Source organism: Catenovulum maritimum (assembly GCF_001050375.1).
Taxonomy (GTDB): Bacteria; Pseudomonadota; Gammaproteobacteria; order Enterobacterales; family Alteromonadaceae; genus Catenovulum; species Catenovulum maritimum.
The window spans coordinates 340,242-359,784 of sequence record NZ_KQ130483.1; the positions used below are offsets into that span (position 1 = coordinate 340,242).

Annotated in this window: 18 protein-coding genes; 11 read left to right on the forward strand and 7 right to left on the reverse strand. The window is 38.2% G+C overall.

The annotated features are described in order from the left end of the window. Positions 1-69: 69 nt before the first annotated feature. The gene (locus tag XM47_RS04060) at positions 70-732 is read left to right on the forward strand and encodes a sulfotransferase (RefSeq protein ID WP_048689978.1); all 663 of its coding nucleotides are present in this window, start codon (positions 70-72) and stop codon (positions 730-732) included. A 224-nt stretch (positions 733-956) separates the two neighbouring features. Then, a complete protein-coding gene (locus tag XM47_RS04065) occupies positions 957-1,781 on the forward strand; it encodes a mechanosensitive ion channel family protein (protein ID WP_048689981.1) in 825 nt (274 codons plus the stop codon). A gap of 98 nt (positions 1,782-1,879) precedes the next feature. Here XM47_RS04065 and XM47_RS04070 read toward each other — a convergent pair whose 3' ends face one another. Then, on the reverse strand, positions 1,880-3,145 hold the full coding sequence (locus XM47_RS04070) for an alpha-amylase family protein (protein ID WP_048689983.1): 1,266 nt from the start codon (positions 3,143-3,145) through the stop codon (positions 1,880-1,882). Positions 3,146-3,410: 265 nt separating this feature from the next. Between XM47_RS04070 and XM47_RS04075 the strand changes: the two genes are divergently transcribed. Further along, the gene (locus XM47_RS04075; protein WP_053084508.1) at positions 3,411-4,952 is read left to right on the forward strand and encodes an arylsulfatase; all 1,542 of its coding nucleotides are present in this window, start codon (positions 3,411-3,413) and stop codon (positions 4,950-4,952) included. Positions 4,953-5,040: 88 nt separating this feature from the next. Continuing rightward, positions 5,041-6,528: an arylsulfatase gene (locus XM47_RS04080; RefSeq protein WP_149865447.1), complete on the forward strand. Its 1,488-nt coding sequence runs from the start codon at positions 5,041-5,043 to the stop codon at positions 6,526-6,528. Between the two features lie 123 nt (positions 6,529-6,651). Here the strand turns inward: XM47_RS04080 and argJ are convergent, their stop codons facing one another. Then, a complete protein-coding gene (gene argJ / locus XM47_RS04085) occupies positions 6,652-7,896 on the reverse strand; it encodes a bifunctional glutamate N-acetyltransferase/amino-acid acetyltransferase ArgJ (protein WP_048689986.1) in 1,245 nt (414 codons plus the stop codon). A 55-nt stretch (positions 7,897-7,951) separates the two neighbouring features. On the opposite strand from argJ, the gene XM47_RS19080 reads away from it, so the two are divergent. Next, on the forward strand, positions 7,952-8,119 hold the full coding sequence (locus XM47_RS19080; RefSeq protein ID WP_154665742.1) for a hypothetical protein: 168 nt from the start codon (positions 7,952-7,954) through the stop codon (positions 8,117-8,119). A gap of 7 nt (positions 8,120-8,126) precedes the next feature. Here XM47_RS19080 and XM47_RS04090 read toward each other — a convergent pair whose 3' ends face one another. The 4 genes from XM47_RS04090 to XM47_RS04105 form a co-directional block, all read right to left on the reverse strand. Further along, positions 8,127-9,884, reverse strand: a complete 1,758-nt coding sequence (locus XM47_RS04090; RefSeq protein WP_048689989.1) for a hypothetical protein — start codon at positions 9,882-9,884, stop codon at positions 8,127-8,129. Between the two features lie 734 nt (positions 9,885-10,618). Then, entirely contained in the window at positions 10,619-11,629 is a 1,011-nt protein-coding gene (gene galE, locus XM47_RS04095) for a UDP-glucose 4-epimerase GalE (protein ID WP_048689992.1), read from the reverse strand. Between the two features lie 55 nt (positions 11,630-11,684). Further along, the gene (galK, locus tag XM47_RS04100) at positions 11,685-12,827 is read right to left on the reverse strand and encodes a galactokinase (RefSeq protein ID WP_048689994.1); all 1,143 of its coding nucleotides are present in this window, start codon (positions 12,825-12,827) and stop codon (positions 11,685-11,687) included. 1 nt (position 12,828) lies between these two features. Next, on the reverse strand, positions 12,829-13,872 hold the full coding sequence (locus XM47_RS04105) for a UDP-glucose--hexose-1-phosphate uridylyltransferase (RefSeq protein ID WP_048689997.1): 1,044 nt from the start codon (positions 13,870-13,872) through the stop codon (positions 12,829-12,831). Between the two features lie 371 nt (positions 13,873-14,243). On the opposite strand from XM47_RS04105, the gene XM47_RS04110 reads away from it, so the two are divergent. Next, positions 14,244-14,981, forward strand: a complete 738-nt coding sequence (locus tag XM47_RS04110) for a 3-keto-disaccharide hydrolase (RefSeq protein ID WP_048690000.1) — start codon at positions 14,244-14,246, stop codon at positions 14,979-14,981. An 86-nt stretch (positions 14,982-15,067) separates the two neighbouring features. On the opposite strand, the gene XM47_RS04115 is transcribed toward XM47_RS04110, so the two are convergent. Continuing rightward, positions 15,068-15,496: a hypothetical protein gene (locus XM47_RS04115; protein ID WP_048690003.1), complete on the reverse strand. Its 429-nt coding sequence runs from the start codon at positions 15,494-15,496 to the stop codon at positions 15,068-15,070. A 249-nt stretch (positions 15,497-15,745) separates the two neighbouring features. Here XM47_RS04115 and ccoN point away from each other — a divergent pair, with 249 nt between their 5' ends. From ccoN to XM47_RS04140, 5 genes are all read left to right on the forward strand, one after another. Beyond that, positions 15,746-17,185 (forward strand): cytochrome-c oxidase, cbb3-type subunit I, encoded by a 1,440-nt coding sequence (gene ccoN, locus XM47_RS04120; RefSeq protein ID WP_048690005.1) that lies wholly within the window; start codon positions 15,746-15,748, stop codon positions 17,183-17,185. 9 nt (positions 17,186-17,194) lie between these two features. Continuing rightward, the gene (gene ccoO, locus XM47_RS04125) at positions 17,195-17,803 is read left to right on the forward strand and encodes a cytochrome-c oxidase, cbb3-type subunit II (RefSeq protein WP_048690008.1); all 609 of its coding nucleotides are present in this window, start codon (positions 17,195-17,197) and stop codon (positions 17,801-17,803) included. Between the two features lies 1 nt (position 17,804). Further along, the gene (locus XM47_RS04130; protein WP_048690010.1) at positions 17,805-17,987 is read left to right on the forward strand and encodes a cbb3-type cytochrome oxidase subunit 3; all 183 of its coding nucleotides are present in this window, start codon (positions 17,805-17,807) and stop codon (positions 17,985-17,987) included. A 9-nt stretch (positions 17,988-17,996) separates the two neighbouring features. Next, positions 17,997-18,959, forward strand: a complete 963-nt coding sequence (gene ccoP / locus XM47_RS04135; RefSeq protein ID WP_048690013.1) for a cytochrome-c oxidase, cbb3-type subunit III — start codon at positions 17,997-17,999, stop codon at positions 18,957-18,959. A gap of 85 nt (positions 18,960-19,044) precedes the next feature. After that, entirely contained in the window at positions 19,045-19,542 is a 498-nt protein-coding gene (locus tag XM47_RS04140; protein ID WP_048690018.1) for a FixH family protein, read from the forward strand. Position 19,543 lies beyond the last annotated feature (1 nt).

A 19,543-nucleotide genomic window follows, 5' to 3' on the forward strand; every position in this document is an offset into this window, starting at 1 on the left:
AAAAATTGTAATAAACTAACAAGTTAAAGACTAGCCTTCCATACTAGATGCATATAATTTACTTAAAATATGATCCCTAATAAAATTTTTATTATTGGCCTACCTAGAACTGCGACCACTAGTATATGTGTTGCTATGTTAGAGCTTGGCTTTAAAACTGCGCATACAGCTTATGTGAATAAATGTTTTGAGCAAGCTCAGGTAATTGCAGACACGCCGGTTTTCTCTCACTATCAAGCCTTAGATAAACTTTATCCAAATTCTTTATTTATAAATTTAACTCGAGAATTAAACGTTTGGCGGCCTTCAATAAGGCAGTTATTAACTAGGATGTTGGTCAATTTACAACGCTGTGATGGCGGTTTTAACCCAATAATCAAACAAGCATTTAATCAAACATTTACCGGCTTATCTGAAGCTAAGCTTGCTGATGATGAATACTTAAACATTTGCTACAACAAGCACCAAAACCAAATTCAGCAGTATTTTATGAATAGGCCAAATGATTTATTAAGCATAGATATTAGCCACACAGGCAGCTTTTTAAAGTTGAGGCAATTTTTAGCTATGCATGCTTTAGTAACTAATAATCACTTCCAAACAGACGACAAGTGCCGTGGTTTTAAACATATCAATATAGGCGGAAAAGTCACAGCTTGGCAAAAAATAAAGCATCCGCTAAAAGCGGAATCTACACGTCATGGAAAAATAGACAAACTTAGCTTTGTTTAAAAATTAGTTGATCTAAATTCACAAGGCATTGATTTCATAAAAATTAAACTGGACAAATCTACGCTAAGCTTTATTGTTTAGACATATACCCGAGGAAATTGAAGCCATACTTCCCTGTTCCTCGGATATATTCACGCACCTTGAATATCAATTTGGATGCTATCTAGCTTACTAAAAGTTTTACCATCCATATCATTCATAATAATCTAGGTTAAGGAAGAAACATGATAGAAGATATTGAAAAATATTCAGAGCAAATATTCACCTATGTAGTTGAATATGGCTCTCAAGCTCTACTCGCTTTAGTCGTCTTAATTATTGGTCTTTGGATAATTAATAGAATAAGTGCTTCGGCACATAAAGCCTTATTAAAAAGTGCAGTTGATGACACTTTAAGCACCTTCTTATCGGGTGCTGTCGACATCATTTTAAAAGTTTTATTAGTGATCAGTGTCGCCTCTATGGTTGGCATAGAAACGACTTCATTTATTGCCATTTTAGGTGCTGCAGGCTTAGCTGTGGGTATGGCGCTGCAAGGCAGCTTATCTAACTTTGCTGGCGGTGTCATGTTACTTATATTCCGTCCGGTTCGAGTTGGCGATTATATCAATGCGCAGGGACAAAGTGGTACTGTGGTTGAAATGGGCATCTTTGTCACTGTATTAGAAACTTTTGATAAACAAATTATTATTATCCCAAATGGTCCATTATCTAACGGCAATGTGATTAACTATAGTAAAAGCCCAACTCGTGCTGTAGAAGTGACTTTTTCGATTAGCTATTCAGATAACATGAAAGTCGCTAGAGATACACTCACTCAATTGATGCAACAAGACGAACGTGTACTAAAAGATGCAGATAATGTTGTCGCTGTTGTCGAGTTAGGCGATAGCTCTGTCAATATTTTATACCGAGCTTTCGTTAAAACTGAAGATTATTGGGGCTACTTCTTTGATATTCATGAAGAAGGTAAATTAGCATTAGAAAACGCTGGTTGTTCTATCCCATTCCCACAAACAGATGTTCATTTGTATAAAGAACAAGCTTAAGCGCATACAACTTGCTATTAGTTTAGTGAGGTACTGAGTTTAGACTAACAAAGCCGAGCACTCGCTCGGCTTTGTTAATTAACCTAAATTCAAAATCATTAATGTTTCACTGGGCTAAAAATATCGCCGTCAACATTTTTAATGACAAATTCGTAGCCTTCCCTGCCATCTGAAAAACGCTTATGCAAATTTTTAAATTTCACTGTCACTTTTTCGTTATTTTGAGGGTTGTAGACAACTAAAGCATTTTCAAACTGTCTTTGGCTCGCACCATCTGGTCTAATCATGCCATCTTGAGTCGGTTTACCTAAATCAAAGTCCCACATATCATACCAGTTATGCAAGTGATCCGGCGTTTTCAGCGGATTTGGATCTGCGAATAGAACATAACCATTAGAATGCGTTAGGGCTAAAGTTGTAATTGCGCGCATTGTTTTTTCATTTTCACGATCGCCCCAAGCTTCAACCCCTGTTATCACAGGCTTCTTAAACTTTAACTCATAAAAATCAATCGCTTTTTTCATTCCGTCCCAAGTACATAAAGGTTTATATGAATGGTCTGGATCACACTCCATAAAAGCACCATTGATATACTCTTGATATTTTTCAGCTTTATTTAAATAGTCATGAATGTTCACTGTTATTAAAGCTTTATCTCCGATAGCAGCCCGAGTGAGTTTAATGATATCTAAATGACCACTCCAATCGAACATAACACCATCATAAACCCCAGAGTTAACGGCAATCTTAGACATTTGAGCAACACGCTGCTGAAAAGCTTTGTTTTCGTAATTTAACATATAGTATGGCTCTGGACCGCCCTTCCAGCCAGCAACGCGACTTCCATCATCATTTCTTAACCAGTATTCACTATCTTCAGGTAAGTAGCTACCAGGTGCATCACGCCAGCGCACTTCCATCAGCATCACCATATTTGGGTTTTTCTCTAATAACTTTGCTCGATTAATTAAAGCTTGCTGATAAGTCTTAGGATCAAAACCATCAGCTAAACCAGTATGTTTATGATTCCACTCTGTGCCTAGTACCAAAGGTGTATTAAAACTAATTTGACTCACTGGCTCTTCCCATAGCAAATCGTGCTTTGCCGCCGCAGTTAGGCGGTTTTCTAGGGTATCTAATGGGAATTCAGCAGTATCAAGAGGATTCCATGCTTGGAATACAGATGGATAACTTCTTGACTCAACTCGCTGTTTAATTGAGTTTAAAGCTATGGTACCTAACTCTGTTTGATAGCTTTTTTCTTGCACCATTTGCGTTTTTGACTCGACAGTTTGCTCGACTGAACCACATGCTGATATACCTATTACAATTGCACTTGTTAACAACGCCTTTGTTATTTTCATACAGATCTACTCTCTAGTTTTAATAGTAATTGCTTTGCAAAATTCAATTAACAACAGATACCACAGGCATACACTCAAATTCCCAGTATGTTGAATCGTCTTTTGCTAAGTTAGCGAGCTAGTCTAATTGCAAACAAATCCAATGTAATTGGCTTTAGCATATATTGTATAAACTATACAAATCTTAACTTTTTCAAACTCAGGAGTGGGTCTAAGATAAAAATTAAAATTTGAGCGCATATACCGACAGGAGATATCCAATTCCATGACTTTCCATCAAAAATGGCTAAAAAATGCCACTTTATCAGTTGCCGTACTTTCTGCAGCAGTTACTTTAGGCTGTAGTCAGCAAGCCCCTTCTTCAATTCAAGTTGCTGATAAAAAATCAGAAAAACAAAACCTTATTTTCGTTTTAGCTGATGATATGGGATATGGAGATCTAAGTGTCAACGGCCAACAAAGTTTCACTACACCAAATTTGGACCAAATGGCCAATGACGGAATCCGTTTTACTGATTTTTATGCTGGTTCATCGGTTTGTGCACCATCTAGAAGTGTACTTATGACAGGCCAGCATCAAGGCCATACTAGAATTCGTGCGAACTTAATGAATATTAAAGAAGCGCCAGGGTTTAAGAGCGAGCATTTACAACCAGAGGATATTACTATCGGTGATATTTTCCAACAAGCCGGTTATACCACAGGGGTAATAGGTAAATGGGGCTTAGGTGAACTAAATGACTCAGGGCATCCAAACGAACAAGGCTTTGATTATTTTTATGGTTACTTAAATCATATTCACGCGCACAACCACTTCCCAGATCACTTATATCGCAACAAAGAAAGAGTCGAGTTGAAAAATGAAGTCATACCATCAGGCTGTGGCTACTGTTATAAATTTGGCTTTGAAGGCCAAATTACACCATTAGATAAACGCGTCGAATATGCAGATGATCTAATTCGTGAAGAGTCGTTACAGTTTATTGAACGAAATAAAGATAAACCATTCTTCTTAATGGTATCACTCGTTTCACCACATGCTAACAATGAAGCTAACGACGTAGATTGGGCGCATGGTTTAGAAATCCCTAGCTATGGAAAATATGCAAACAAAGATTGGCCCGACACAATGAAAGGTTATGCGGCTATGATAGATCATATAGATACCACAGTGGGTTTACTAATAGACAAAGTAAAAAGTGCAGGCATAGAAGATAAAACCATCGTTATGTTTAGTGCTGATAATGGTCCGCATCAAGAAGCAGGTGGTGACCCGTACTTCTTTAAATCTTCAGGGCAATTTAGAGGCATGAAAAGAGATTTATACGAAGGTGGCATACGTATGCCAACCCTTGCTTGGGGTGGTCCTGTAGCTAAAGGTGTAGTAAGTGACCATATTGGTTATTTTGGCGATTTTATGGCGACAGCTTCGGAAATGACAGGCGTTGCTCTACCCGCAGATAGAGACTCTGTTAGCTTTTTACCAACTTTATTAGGTCAAGATGAAGCACAAAAAGATCATGAGTATATTTATTGGGAATTTTATGCACATGGTTCATCACAAGCTGTGCGCATGGGTCAATACAAAGCGGTACGTTTACCTATGTGGACAGGACCAATCGAAATTTATGACCTAGAAAAAGATCCTAGCGAAACAACTAATATTGCAGCTCAGCATCCAGAACTGGTGGCTAAGTTTGCTCAAATCATGACTGACAATAATGAAATAACAGAAAGTTGGCAGCCAGACACTAAAGGCACCTCGCCTGACCGTCTGCGTCAGCAAGGCAAAGGTTTTCAACCTTAAATCACACTAGCAAAAAAGAGGGTTTCATCACCCTCTTTTTTATCTCTCAAAATAATAATTATATTAACAAGTAGACAAAGGAAATTGGATGTTCAAATTCACAAACCCCATACGAAAATTAGCCATAGCTATGGCATTGCCGACGATAGGTTTAATTGGTTGTGGTGACCAAAATGACCAAACGGCTAGCGTAAATAAAACTGAGTCCAATAAACAATACAATCTTATTTTCATTATGGCTGATGATATGGGATACGCAGATTTAGGCTCTTATGGCCAAGAAAAAATTAAAACGCCAAACCTAGATCAAATGGCGGCTGAAGGCATTCGCTTTACCGACTTTTATGCTGGAACAACCGTATGCGCACCATCTCGCAGTGTTCTAATGACAGGTTTGCATATGGGCCATACGCCAGTCAGGGGCAACGCAGGCGTCAAAACTCAAACTTTAGCACCAGAAGATATTACGGTAGCAGAAGTACTCAAAGATGCTGGATATAAAACGGCTCTAGTGGGCAAATGGGGTTTGGGCGACGACGGTAATACAGGCTTGCCAAACGATCAAGGATTTGATTATTTCTTTGGCTATCTAAACCAAGTCCATGCACACAATCACTACCCTGAATGGCTTTGGCGCAACAAAGAAAAAGTTATGTTGGATAACATAGTTGAACTAGGTCCTATTGCTTATATGGACTTTCATGGCGGTGTTGCTAAACCCGAAAATCGAAAAACCTACTCAAGCCAGTTATTTTTTGACGAAGCAGTTGAATACATTGATAACGCAGGAAAAGATCCTTTCTTTCTATTTGTTTCTTTAACTTCACCACATGCGAACAATGAAGCAGAAAAATTTGACTGGGCGCACGGCATGGAAGTACCAGAATCTAGCTATCAAGAATATGCAGATAAAGATTGGAAAGAGCCAGCCAAAGGCTATGCTGCCATGGTTGATTTTATCGATAAAGGGGTTGGCCGAATTCTAAATAAGTTAAAAGAGAAAGGTTTAGAAGACGACACTATCGTTATGTTTACCTCTGACAATGGTCCACATGAAGAAGGTGATAATGACCCTTATTTCTTTGACTCTAATGGGCCATTTCAAGGTACCAAACGAGTACTTTATGATGGTGGTATTCGTGTCCCTATGATTGCTTGGGCACCGGGCACAGTGCCTGCAGGTAAAACCAGTAACCATGTAGGCTACTTTGGTGATTTAATGGCTACAGCCGCTGATTTAGCAGGTGTTAAAACGCCAGAAAAACTAGATAGTGTCAGCATTAGTCCTGTGTTATTCGGCAAAGATTCTGAACAACAGCAGCATGATTTTGTTTACTGGGAGTTTTACGAAATGGGTGGTATTCAAGCTTTGCGACAAGGTAAATGGAAAGCTGTACGTACACCTATGTTCACAGGGCCAGTACAAATTTATGATATCACCAAAGACTTAGGCGAAAAAAATGATTTAGCGGATCAGTACCCTGAACTCGCAGCCAAATTTGATCGATTGATGAACAGCTCACACACCCCAGATCCGCGCTGGGTAGCGACGACAGGTGCTGCTGGCAGACATTAAGCTCGATAAAATTTATACCAAGCCTAATTAAATATGGCTAAGTATCACACCCAGCTAATAGGTGTAAAAAACCACTTCACGCGTGAAGTGGTTTTTATTTAATTGCTCGTTATAAAATACAAATTAAGTTCTGTATTCAGCATTAATTTTGACGTAGTCATAACTAAAGTCACATGTCCAAATAGTGGTTTGAGCTTCGCCTCGGTTAAGTACAACTGTCATTTCAATTTCAGCTTGATCCATGATGGCTTGGCCTTGTTCTTCAAGGTAGCTTTCTGCTCGGCCGCCTTTTTCGGCAACCATTACATCACCAAAATATAGCTCTAATGCATTCGTGTCTAAATCTTCCAACGATTCACACTCACGAGAAGCATAACCAATGGCTGCTAACACTCTTCCTAAATTAGGATCCGATGCAAACATAGCCGTTTTAACTAATGGGCTCTTACCAATAGAAAAACCGATTGTTTTTGCTTCCTTAACCGATTTAGCACCTTTCACATTCACGGTAATAAATTTAGTTGCCCCTTCACCGTCGCGAACAATCGCCTGAGCAAGAAATTGTGATGCTTTAACTAATTCATCAAATAATGCTTTGAAGCCGTTAGATTCTCTGGATGTAATTTTTTCAGCGCCTGATTGACCAGTCGCCATAACAATAAACGAATCGTTAGTAGAGGTATCACCATCAACAGAAATACAGTTGAAAGATAAATCAGCGATTTCCTTAGTGATTTCATCAAGGAAAGATTGTTCTATCGCAGCATCTGTCGCTAAATAACCTAACATGGTTGCCATATTGGGATGGATCATACCAGCACCTTTAGAAATACCAGTCACCTTCACCTTAGCACCCGCTAAGTCAATCTGACTAGAATAAGCTTTTGGCGCTATATCTGTTGTCATTATTGCTTCGGCCGCTTGTGCCCAATGATCAGTCGCTAGATTAGAGACAGCTTTTGGAATAGCAGGTAAAAGCTTGTTCATAGGTAAGTGTTCTAAAATAACACCCGTTGAAAATGGTAACACAGCTTCCATTTCTATATTCATTGTCTCTGCAACAGCTTGACATGTGACAATGGCATCTTTCATCCCTTGCTCACCTGTGCCTGCATTTGCATTACCCGTGTTAATCACTAACGCTTTAATTTGATTACCGCTCGCCAAATGTTTTTGGCACAATTTAACAGGCGCAGCACAGAATCTATTTTGAGTAAACACACCAGAAACCGAGCTACCAGGAGCAACTTCGATAACCAATAGATCTTTTCGATTCGTTTTTTTGATTCCAGCTTCAGTCCAGCCGAGACGGATCCCCTCAATCGGGTTTAGGGTTTCTGCATTAACCGCAGGTAAATTAACAGGCATAGTAAGTTTCAAGTAACAAAAATATGCTTAAGATTTTACGACTTCAGTTGAGGATATGCAAAACATAGTTTTTAAACAGATAAAATATTTTGGCGGAATAATTTGGTGCTATGAGTTGACTCTAAAGCAGCGAAGAATATCTAGTGACGGTTCAGATAAATGGGACTCAGGCTATAATAAAACCCAATCATTATTAGATGATTGGGCTTTATTACAAGGTTAAAATTCAATTATGGCTGTGGATCAGCAACATCTATAGTTTTAACTAAGCTGATATCGCTAATTACAATATCATCACTCACGCCGTCAGCTGGCGTTAGCTCAAAGCTAAAGTAAACTGTTTCTGACCATCCTGATACCCAAGGTTTATCGCCATCGTTAGCAGCACTACCTGTCGCTAATTCTTCGCCAACAACGGGTACTCTAATCGTACCTAAGCTGACCTTATGCCAACCAGCACCAACTGGTACTGTGCCTGAGATAAGCGTTTTCGCAAGTACATTAGCTTTTGCCATAGGTGTCCAAGAGTTTCCATCTATATCGGCACCAACCACGTTAGTTGTGCCATCTTGATGTTGATTAAACCAAGGTTGAGCACCGACAGATAAAGTCACTTCATGATCTGTGTTGTTTTTAGCCCATACAGTCAACTCAAAAGTATCTCCTTGATTTTGACCTGAACCCAAGAAATGGAAAGGATTTTCAATCGCAGAGGTACGGCGATTTTGTTCTGCATATAGTGTACTGCCATCACCAACAGGCGTAGCTAAATGTAAGGCATTACCGCCGCCAAACCCTTGACCAATTAATACATCTCTTGTCGTTGGGACTGCCAATGTGCCATTGCCAGCCTCAGCTAAAGAATACCAATAGTTTTCAGTGCCGCCATGCGCGACAACAGTTACCCCATCAATAACTTCAGTTGGAATAGCTTTACCTGCACCTGCAAAAGTATTTGCAAAATTATAGGTCAAAGCAGCTGAATCAGTTCCTGTACAAAAGAAGTTATCAACTACATTTACATCAACGGCATCGTTTTCAACTGGATTATCTAATTCAACTGTAACACTGACATTACTCGCTTCAACTGGACCAGCTGCTAAAATGGCATCAGTCCCACTCGCTTGCTGTATTGCAACTGCAGTATCATCAGCTGATGACCAAGAATATGAGCCTGTCGCGTCTAGGTTTTCATTCGCTGAATTTTTAGCTTGTACTCCTACAGCAGCAACACTACAAGTTGGAATATTAATAGCTGTATCGATCACCGTATCGCCATCCGTAATTTCTATCATAGCGACATTCGAATCTGAACCTGTATCGGCCGCAGCAATTAGGGTTTTGCTCGACGAGACAGTTTCTACTCCGCCAAGCGAATCTGTATGCGTCGCTGCAACATAAACTTCTTTACTTGCATCACCTGTTTGCAAAGTATAACTTGCACCTGTCGCAACGGCTGCATCTGCAACAAACCATTGGTAACTGACTGTACCTAAACCATCAAGATCTGAAAAATCATTACTCGCTTGCAAAGTCTCACCTTCAGTAAAGTTACCCGAAATCATGACACTTCCAGCTAAAGCATCATCGATATTTTGCACTAAACTTGATGACTCAACTTGGAGGCTATATTGAAGATTAAACATGTCATCATGGAAGACAACCTCAGCTGAAATTTTCTTACCCACTTCGTTTTGAGTTAAATTTAACGTATCGGATGTTGCGCCAATAATTTCGACATCATCAGCATACCAAGTGAAACTATCTAGAATAATATCACCGTCAATATCAGCCAAGGCATCAGTAACAAGCATAACATCGGAATTTTGTTCGAAATTGCCGGTGAAAGCTAAGTCACCAGTCGGTAAAGAGTCGGTTGGTGTTTCAACAACTTCGTCATCGAATTCACCTTCCTGATTAATTTCTAACTTACAGGCAGATAATCCCATACTTAATAAAATGGCTAATGATATTTGGCTTAATTTCATATTGGTTTCCTATTCGGCTCAAGTTAGTGTGTGATAATCCATGTGCCACAAAACACTAACATATGATGTATTTAAATGTAACACCTAAATAACAGTATTACGTTTTAAACCTAAATTCAACAATTAGCCAACAAAAAAGTTAATAACAAATTAAACAGGATGGGGGAAGAAACCAAAGAAAAGCCTTAGCTAACCTTAGTTCGGAATAAAAAGTTAACTAAGGCATTGAAAAACAGATCAAATTATTAAAATTTTAAAAATTAATTTTTAGGATGATATTTTTTCTTTTAGTGATACGAATTAGCGTACGTAATGGCTGGTATAAATTACACTCTGTTTGGACGTGTTTAAATGAATAGAAAAAATACTAAAATTTAAATAAGGAGTATGAGCTTATATAGAAAATGAAATGGAAAGATAGAGCTAAATCAATATAAATAACGATAATCAGCTGGAGATAAAAGCCATTTAGGCAAGGCAAGTTGGCACAGGCATAGTGGTTCTATGCCAAGCCAAATTAACGCAGAATAAATGGCTTTTAGCCCAGCCTTTCAGGAGACTCACAGACAGCTCACTTCTGTGTTGTATCATTTTGAAAGGTGCCTACATATCTGCAATGATACGCCTTGAATTGAACTGTCTGTGATGGCTCTGATACTCGCAATTTATATTGATTTAGCTCTAACAAATCAGAAAAAGAATTAGGCTAAGTTAGCCTAATTCTACAAAAACGATTATGCATAACCTTGAGGGTTATTTGACTGCCATCGCCATGAATCTTCAGCCATTTCAGCAACACCACGAGTCGCTTGCCAGCCAATTAACTCTGCCGCCAATTTAGGCTCAGCAAAGCATTCTGCTATATCACCTGGTCGACGGTCAACAATTTGATAAGGTACAGGTTTACCACTTGCTGCTTCAAAGGCTTTAACCATTTCAAGCACACTATAACCATTACCAGTGCCTAAATTAATTGCATGTGCACCAGGGCTTGCATGTAATTTTTCTAAAGCTTTTACATGACCGTTCGCTAAATCAAGAACATGTATATAATCGCGAACACCTGTGCCATCTTTAGTTGAATAATCACCACCAAAAACAGATAATTTTTCTCTTTTACCTACTGCGACTTGAGTAATAAAAGGCATTAGGTTATTCGGGATACCATTTGGATCTTCACCAATAGTACCACTCTTATGTGCACCAACTGGATTGAAATAACGAAGTAATACGACACTTAATTTAGGGTATGCAACAACGATATCACGACACATTTCTTCAACCATTAATTTAGTTCGACCATATGGATTTGTCGCACTTAATGGGAAGTTTTCGGTAATAGGTACACTCGCAGGATCACCATATACTGTGGCAGATGAACTAAAGATTAAGCTATTAACATCATTTTCAAGCATCACTTTAACTAAAATACGTGTGCCATTGACATTGTTATCATAATATTCAAGTGGTTTTTCAGTTGATTCACCAACTGCCTTCAAGCCAGCAAAGTGAATAACTGAATCTATTTTATGTGATTTAAAAATATCATTTAATACAGCTTCATCACGAATATCGCCTTCAATAAAGCTAACTTCCTTACCACAAATTTTTTCAACACGTTTTAGCGCTTCAAGTTTACTATTTGCTAAGTTATCAATAACAACAACTTCATGACCTGCTTCGATAAGCTCGGTGCAAGTATGAGTGCCTATGTAACCAGCTCCGCCTGTTACTAAAATTTTCATCGTTAAACCTTTTCAAAAGGCGACATCATATCGCCTAATTTTATTAATTAATGAATTAAGCGAATGCGCCCTGCTCTGCTGTACAAATAAAGATAGACTCTTTAATGCCTGTTTCTTTTTCGTAATTCGCTTCAATGCTTGCTTTAATTGTATCCACTAAATCATCAGGTACTAATGCCACTACACAGCCACCAAAACCACCGCCAGTCATACGAACGCCACCTTTAGCACCTAAATCGGCATGGATTAGATCAACTAGGTAATCAATTTGCGATGTTGTGATTTGGAAATCGTCTTTCATTGACATGTGAGATTCACGCATTAAACGGCTAACCGTTTCGATATCACCATCATTTAATGACGTTAAGGTATTTAATGTTCTTTCATTTTCAGTGATAACATGACGAGCTCGTACAAACGCAGTTTGGCTCATATCTGTTTTATGTTGCTCTAATAAACGCATATCTGCATCTCTTAGTAACTCAACATTCATCACTTTAGCTGCTTCTTCACATTGTTCACGTCTTAAGTTGTACTCGCTATCAACTAAACCACGTTTAACATTAGAGTTCACAATGAATAAATTTAAACCTTTAGGAATAGAAGTGTATTGGATTTCTAATGAGCGACAGTCAAGTAGCATGGCTTGATCTTTTTTACCCATAGCAGAAATCAGTTGGTCCATAATACCGCACGAGCAGCCAACAAATTCGTTTTCAGCTTGCTGACCTTTTAAAGCAGCTTGGATACCGTCTAAAGGCAAATTATTCAAGCTAGCAAAACATTTTAAAACCGCAATTTCAAAAGAAGCAGATGAGCTTAAACCTGAACCTTGAGGTACATTACCTGAAACAACAAAGTCTACACCTTTAATTTCAGGATAATCTTGCAATAAAGCGATTAACACACCTCGAATGTAGTTACTCCAAGTATATTTTTCATCAAATTGGATATCATCTAATGAAAAACTGACAGACTCAGCATTAATATCTAAAGCTTGCACATTTACCTTACGATCATCACGTAAACTTGCTGCGATATCAGTACCGAAATTAATTGCAGCAGGTAATACAAAACCACCGTTGTAATCAGTATGTTCACCAATAATATTTACACGACCAGGTGCGTGAAAAAACGCATCCGCTGTTTTATTAAAAAATTTAGAAAAACCAGTTTCGACTAATTCTTGACGTGTCATCTTATACGCTCGCTTTGTAATGTGTTGCAGGTACTGCTTTTAATCTGTCAGCAGCTTGTTCAGGTGTTAAATCTCTTTGTGATTCAGCCATCATTTCATAACCAACCATAAATTTACGAACCGTAGCTGAACGCAATAATGGCGGGAAGAAGTGTGCATGCAATGTCCATTCATCATGGTCTTGTCCATCAAATGGCGCACCATGCCAACCCATAGAGTATGGGAATGAAGTATTAAATAAGTTGTCATAACGAATCGTAATTTGTTGAACTATGTCCGCTAAAGATTCCTTTTGCGATTCATTCAACTCAGTCATGCGAGCAACTTTGAATCTTGGTAATAATAAAGTTTCGAATGGCCAGCCAGCCCAATAAGGTACAACAACAACCCAATCATCATTTTGACAAACAACACGTTCTTGAGATTCAATTTCTCTTGCTACATAGTCAGAAAGTAAGTTTGTACCTTGTTCTTGGTAATATTTAGCAAAATTCACTAATTTTTTAGCTGGTAATGTTGGAACTTGGTTTTGAGCCCAAATTTGACCATGTGGGTGGGGGTTAGAGCATCCCATCATAGCGCCTTTATTTTCAAAAACTTGCACCCAATTGTAAGTTTTTGACAAATCAGCTGTCTCAGCTTGCCAGGTATCTACAACATCTTTTATTTCAGCGGTAGATAGTTGTGGTAACGTTTTACTATGGTCTGGAGAAAAACAAATTACACGACTACAACCTTGCTCTGTCGACATTTTAAATAAAGGATCTGCCGTTTCACACTGAGGTGTATCATCACGTAAGGCAGCAAAATCATTAGTAAAAACAAAGGTCTTTGTGTACTTAGGGTTCACTTCACCATTGATTCGGGTATTACCAGAACATAAATAACAGCTTTCATCATAAGCAGGTTTATCTTCCACATCTAACACTTCAGACTGTCCTTGCCAAGGTCGCTTAGCTCGGTGTGGCGAAACCAATACCCACTCCCCTATCATAGGATTGTAACGGCGATGAGGATGTTCAGTTGGATCAAATTCAGTAGTCATTTAAAAACCCATATGCTTGATTAATAGAAAGTTATTTATGGTAAATAATTAATTATCTTACCCCAATTTTTACAGCATTTTAAAATAAAAAAAGCCAAAGGTAAAGCGTTTTACCTTGTATTTACATTTATTAGCCACAAAGTAATAAACCATTGATTTGTATTAATTATTTTATAAGTAAACCTCTAAACCTTACGAAAAGGTAAAAATTAATTTACATATTGTTAAAAATACAAGTAAATAAAATTTTGATATCAGCTAAAATTGAATTAGCCATGAATAATAAAATTTGAACGACTTAACTTAAATTAACAATAATCAAGGTTATATTTAAAATATGTATAGCCAATAAATAATTAGATACCAATTAAATGATCAAAATAAAAAATTTTTGCCTGATTTCCAGTTTGAGTTTGTTGGCATGCTTCCAATCTCAAGCGCTTACCAAGAGAGAACAAGCTGCTTTAACCGAAGTTTGGTTACCGAAAGTCATTGAGGTTAAACCCACTCCAATCCCGTCCGACGCAATTAATTTAACTGATAATATCTACCATCATTGGCAGCATAACAAAGGCCAGAAAGTGAAATGGACGGTCGAAAATAATCAATTAACCGTGGTACCTGGCTCGGGAAGTATAGAAACGAAACAAAGCTTCTGCGATATGCAATTACATATTGAATGGCGCTCACCTAAAAAAACACCCGAAAAGTCCGGCCAACAACTAGGCAATAGTGGGATTTTTATACAGGGCCAATATGAGATCCAAGTGTTAGATTCATACGACAATGAGACTTACAGTAATGGCCAAGCGGGAGCTGTATATAAACAAGCCGCTCCACTCGTCAATGCCATGTTACCCACTGGAGAGTGGCAAACCTATGATATTATTTTTAAAGCGCCTAAGTTTTCGGCATCTGGTCAGTTAATTACGAAAGCTTATGTCAGCGTTTTGCACAATGGTGTTTTGATTCAAAATCATACTGAAATTCAAGGTGCAACCGTTTTTGTCGGCCAGCCAAAATATCAAGCCCATGGTTGCCGCCCATTGCTGTTACAAGATCACAGAGACGAAGTCAGCTATCGAAATATTTGGCTTAGAAAGCTTTAATTTTAATTAAAATACCTACTTAACCTTAACTCTGGATAAGAAAGTAAGTTGTTACCCAGACTTAGTTACTTAGTTTGAAACACAAATTACCTTTGTGTTTCAAACATCACATCCTGCTTAATGCTAGTGTTGTGATCTAATAACTCAATCTCTAATTCGATATTCCAAATCATATTAGCCTCTGCGCATATCACAGGGACAACGCTGAGTTGATATTCATTTGAGTTAACTCGTTTCACTTGGATTGGAATTTTGCCCATTTGCATATTTTGTCCGGACAACCAAGCTTTTAAATCAGAGCTAGGCTTGGATAAATTAATTGTGACTTTATTACTTGTTTCGAGCATTACTGGCATTGAAGCGTGAATATCTAGAGTTAATCCCTGCTCTTGTGTATTACATTTAACCTGAAAATCTAGTTCGCAGTCATGGGGGCTTAATGTTTTTTGATTATTGTAAAACCAGACAAAAATAAAAAAGATGAGTGCAAATACCAGTTTTAAATAAGTTTTCAAACGTACACCTGTAAAATTAAAGAAAAATTCAATTGATTCAAATCATGTTTTTTTCAAAGTCGACTATATTTTTAGCTGTAAAAACCATACAATCTGCACGATTTTAATCATGGATCAGCTTAACTGCCTAAATAGCGTTCAAAATGAATGTTATTTGAACAATTTCGCTGTTATCTAAAAACATTTGAACCTTGGATGGCGAAGAGTTGTTAATTATTAACATAATCTTTTCGTTTTGGAAGATACAAAATGAGCGCAACAAGTTCTACAACTCCTAATTATAATTTTGACATAGTCAAAAACTTTGCCTTTATGGCTGTTGTCTGGGGGCTAATTGGAATGTCTGCGGGTGTTCTAATAGCTGCTCAGTTAGTTTGGCCAGAGTTAAACTTTGACCTACCTTACACAACCTATTCTAGGTTGCGACCACTTCACACTAATGCGGTTATTTTTGCATTCGGTGGCTGTGCTTTATTCGCAACTTCTTACTACGTCGTACAGAGAACCTGTCAAACTCGCTTATTCAGCGATAAATTGGCTAAGTTCACATTCTGGGGCTGGCAAGCAATTATTTTAAGTGCAGTGGTTACTTTACCGCTAGGCTTAACGTCTTCAAAAGAATACGCTGAATTAGAATGGCCAATCGATATTCTAATTGCTATTGTTTGGATTGCTTATGCAATTGTATTCTTTGGTACTATAGTTAAGCGCACAGTTTCTCATATTTATGTTGCTAACTGGTTCTACGGCGGTTTCATTTTAACGGTTGCTGTACTTCATATAGGTAATAGCATGGCTATTCCGGTTAGCTTTACCAAATCCTATTCGATTTATTCAGGTGCAGTTGATGCTATGATGCAATGGTGGTACGGCCACAATGCGGTTGGTTTCTTCTTAACAGCTGGTTTCTTAGGCATGATGTATTACTTCGTACCTAAGCAAGCTGAGCGACCTGTATATTCATACCGTTTATCTGTTGTACATTTTTGGGCTCTTGTATCTTTATATATCTGGGCTGGTCCTCACCACCTTCATTACACTGCTTTACCTGATTGGACTCAATCATTAGGTATGGTGATGTCAGTTGTATTATTCGTGCCTTCATGGGGTGGTATGATCAACGGTATCATGACGCTGTCTGGCGCATGGCACAAACTAAGAACTGACCCAATTTTACGTTTCATGATAGTTTCATTGTCTTTCTATGGTATGTCTACTTTCGAAGGTCCAATGATGGCAATCAAAACAGTAAATGCTTTATCTCATTACACTGACTGGACTGTAGGTCACGTACACTCAGGCGCATTAGGTTGGGTTGCTATGGTTTCAATTGGTTCTTTATACCACTTAATACCTAAAGTATTCGGTCGTGAAAAAATGTATAGCATTAAATTAATCAACATACATTTCTGGCTAGCAACTGTTGGTGTTGTGCTTTATATAGTAGCAATGTGGATTTCAGGTGTAATGGAAGGCATGATGTGGCGTCAAATTAATGCTGACGGTACATTAACTTACAGCTTCGTTGAAATTGTTGCTCAGAAGAAACCACTTAATATCATCCGTTGGATCGGTGGCTTATGTTGTGTTGCTGGTATGATTATCATGTTATACAACGTAGTACGCACAATTCGCTCTGAAAAAACTGAAGCTGCTTCAGTTCCATCATCAACAGCTCAAGCGGTTTAGGAGTTAAAAATGGCGAATAAACATGAAATAGTTGAAAAGAATATTGGCTGGTTAGCAATTCTTTCAATCATCGCAATTAGCTTTGGTACTTTGGTAGAAATCACACCACTAATGTTTATGAAAGACACGACTGAACCTGTAGACGGCTTAAAACCGTATACAGCTTTAGAAATGGAAGGTCGTGATGTTTACATAAAAGAAGGTTGTGTGGGTTGTCATAGCCAAATGATCCGTCCTTTCCGTAGTGAAACAGAAAGATACGGCCACTACTCAGTTGCAGGTGAATCTGTTTGGGAACATCCATTCTTATGGGGTTCTAAGCGTACAGGTCCAGACCTAGCTCGCGTAGGTGGTCGATATTCTGACGATTGGCACAGAGTACACTTAATTGATCCAAGAGCCGTTGTGCCTGAATCTATTATGCCAGCCTATCCTTGGCTTGAAGAAAATGTGTTAGACGGAAAGTTAACTGAGAAAAAAATCCGTGTGTTTAAAGAACAATTTGGTGTTCCTTACACAGATGAAGACGTAGCTACTGCAAGTGCATCAGTCAAAGGCAAAACAGAAATGGATGCCTTAATTGCTTACTTGCAAACACTTGGCACGGCGTTTAAATAAGATGGATTACGGTACTTACCGAGGTGTATACACCATTATAATGATGCTAGTCTTCGGCGGCATCATTTGGTGGGCATACAGCAAACACAGTAAGAAGAAATTTGATCATGTTGCTCACTCTATATTAGATGATGAAGATATTAAGAAGAGCAACGACAAAGAGTCTGAGACTCGACAAGATTAGGGGATTTTTATGAGTACCTTTTGGAGTTTATGGGTAGCGATTTTATCCATCTCATGTTTGGTTCTTGTATTTGGCATTTTATACTGGAACATGCAAAATTATACGGGTGTTGAAGAAGGCAAGTCCATGGGACATGAATTCGACGGCATTGAAGAACTTAATAATCCATTACCAGCTTGGTGGACTAAAATGTTCTGGGCAACAGCAGTTTGGGCAGTTTACTACCTAATTGCATACCCAGGTTTAGGTAACTATGCAGGGATATTAGATTGGACGAGTTCCAACCAAGGTTTAAAATCAGTTGCTGAGTCTAAAGCTGCGACACAAGCTGGTATAGACAATGGTTTACATGTTCAATATGACCAAGAAGTTGTTAAAGCCAATGAAAAATTTGGTCCAATCTTCGAAAAATTTGCGAAACAAGATATTGTTGCTTTAGCAAAAAATGAAGATGCTCTAGAAATTGGTCAGCGTTTATTTTTACAAAACTGTTCGCAATGTCACGGTTCAGATGCTCGTGGCGGTGAAGGCTTCCCTAACCTAACAGATAATGACTGGTTATATGGTGGTTCACCTGAAAAAATTAAAGAAAGTTTGTTAATTGGACGTAAAGCCGCTATGCCAGGTTGGGAAGCAACTCTAGGTGAAGACGGTGTTAAACAAGTAACAGCTTATGTTATCAGTTTAAGCGGTCGAGAAGTTGACTCTGCACTTGCAGCTGCTGGCGAAGCTAAATATGGCATGTGTGCAGCCTGCCATGGTGCAGACGGTAAAGGTAGCTTAGCGCACAACTTACCTTTCGGTGCGCCAGACTTAACCGATAATATCTGGTTATATGGTGGTTCTGAACGTGCGATTACTGAAACAATCAAGCACGGCAGAAACGGCGTAATGCCAGCATGGAAAGAAATTTTAGGTGAAGATAAAGTTCACATAATTTCTGCTTACGTTTACAGCTTATCAAACAAATAGATTGTTAACGCTGTAGTGAAAAGCCCTGTTTAGCAGGGCTTTTTTATATCTAACTATAAATAACGAGTAAAAGGTTGACTTTAATATGACTGAAGAGCCGATTAGACCCTGGTATAAAGAACCTTGGCCTTGGGTATTAATTACCATCATAGTTTTACCTATTATCATCATGGTAATTCGTTTAAATATTTACAGTGATTATAAAGTTGAGATGGTAGTCGATGACTACTACAAAAAAGGTAAAGCGATTAATCAAGAATTCGATAGAGAGAGGTTAGCTAAAGATTATGGCATTGCTATTTTTGCTCAATTTAAACCTGACCGTCTCTTATTAGATATTAATAAAAACCAAAAAGCGCCTAAAGAATTAGCCAGTGTTATCGTGTCATTTTATCATCCAACTCAAGTGGTAAAAGACGTCAACTTAATGGCTACTATGCGAGGTGATGGCTTATACACGGCAAATTTACCTGAGAATATGAAAGGCAAATGGCAAGTTACTATTGAGCCATACAATAAAACTTGGAAAGTTCAGAAAACCATAATATTACCAACACCTGATAAAGTATTAATTACACCATAAT

Coding starts and splice junctions, on each gene's coding strand:
- ccoN (WP_048690005.1), top strand. CDS start 15,746: ATGAGCGCAACAAGTTCTACAACTCCTAATTATAATTTTGACATAGTC.
- XM47_RS04105 (WP_048689997.1), bottom strand. CDS start 13,872: ATGACTACTGAATTTGATCCAACTGAACATCCTCATCGCCGTTACAAT.
- argJ (WP_048689986.1), bottom strand. CDS start 7,896: ATGCCTGTTAATTTACCTGCGGTTAATGCAGAAACCCTAAACCCGATT.
- ccoO (WP_048690008.1), top strand. CDS start 17,195: ATGGCGAATAAACATGAAATAGTTGAAAAGAATATTGGCTGGTTAGCA.
- galK (WP_048689994.1), bottom strand. CDS start 12,827: ATGACACGTCAAGAATTAGTCGAAACTGGTTTTTCTAAATTTTTTAAT.
- XM47_RS04090 (WP_048689989.1), bottom strand. CDS start 9,884: ATGAAATTAAGCCAAATATCATTAGCCATTTTATTAAGTATGGGATTA.
- XM47_RS04060 (WP_048689978.1), top strand. CDS start 70: ATGATCCCTAATAAAATTTTTATTATTGGCCTACCTAGAACTGCGACC.
- galE (WP_048689992.1), bottom strand. CDS start 11,629: ATGAAAATTTTAGTAACAGGCGGAGCTGGTTACATAGGCACTCATACT.
- XM47_RS04065 (WP_048689981.1), top strand. CDS start 957: ATGATAGAAGATATTGAAAAATATTCAGAGCAAATATTCACCTATGTA.
- ccoP (WP_048690013.1), top strand. CDS start 17,997: ATGAGTACCTTTTGGAGTTTATGGGTAGCGATTTTATCCATCTCATGT.
- XM47_RS04130 (WP_048690010.1), top strand. CDS start 17,805: ATGGATTACGGTACTTACCGAGGTGTATACACCATTATAATGATGCTA.
- XM47_RS04080 (WP_149865447.1), top strand. CDS start 5,041: ATGTTCAAATTCACAAACCCCATACGAAAATTAGCCATAGCTATGGCA.
- XM47_RS04075 (WP_053084508.1), top strand. CDS start 3,411: ATGACTTTCCATCAAAAATGGCTAAAAAATGCCACTTTATCAGTTGCC.
- XM47_RS04110 (WP_048690000.1), top strand. CDS start 14,244: ATGATCAAAATAAAAAATTTTTGCCTGATTTCCAGTTTGAGTTTGTTG.
- XM47_RS19080 (WP_154665742.1), top strand. CDS start 7,952: ATGCAAAACATAGTTTTTAAACAGATAAAATATTTTGGCGGAATAATT.
- XM47_RS04140 (WP_048690018.1), top strand. CDS start 19,045: ATGACTGAAGAGCCGATTAGACCCTGGTATAAAGAACCTTGGCCTTGG.
- XM47_RS04070 (WP_048689983.1), bottom strand. CDS start 3,145: ATGAAAATAACAAAGGCGTTGTTAACAAGTGCAATTGTAATAGGTATA.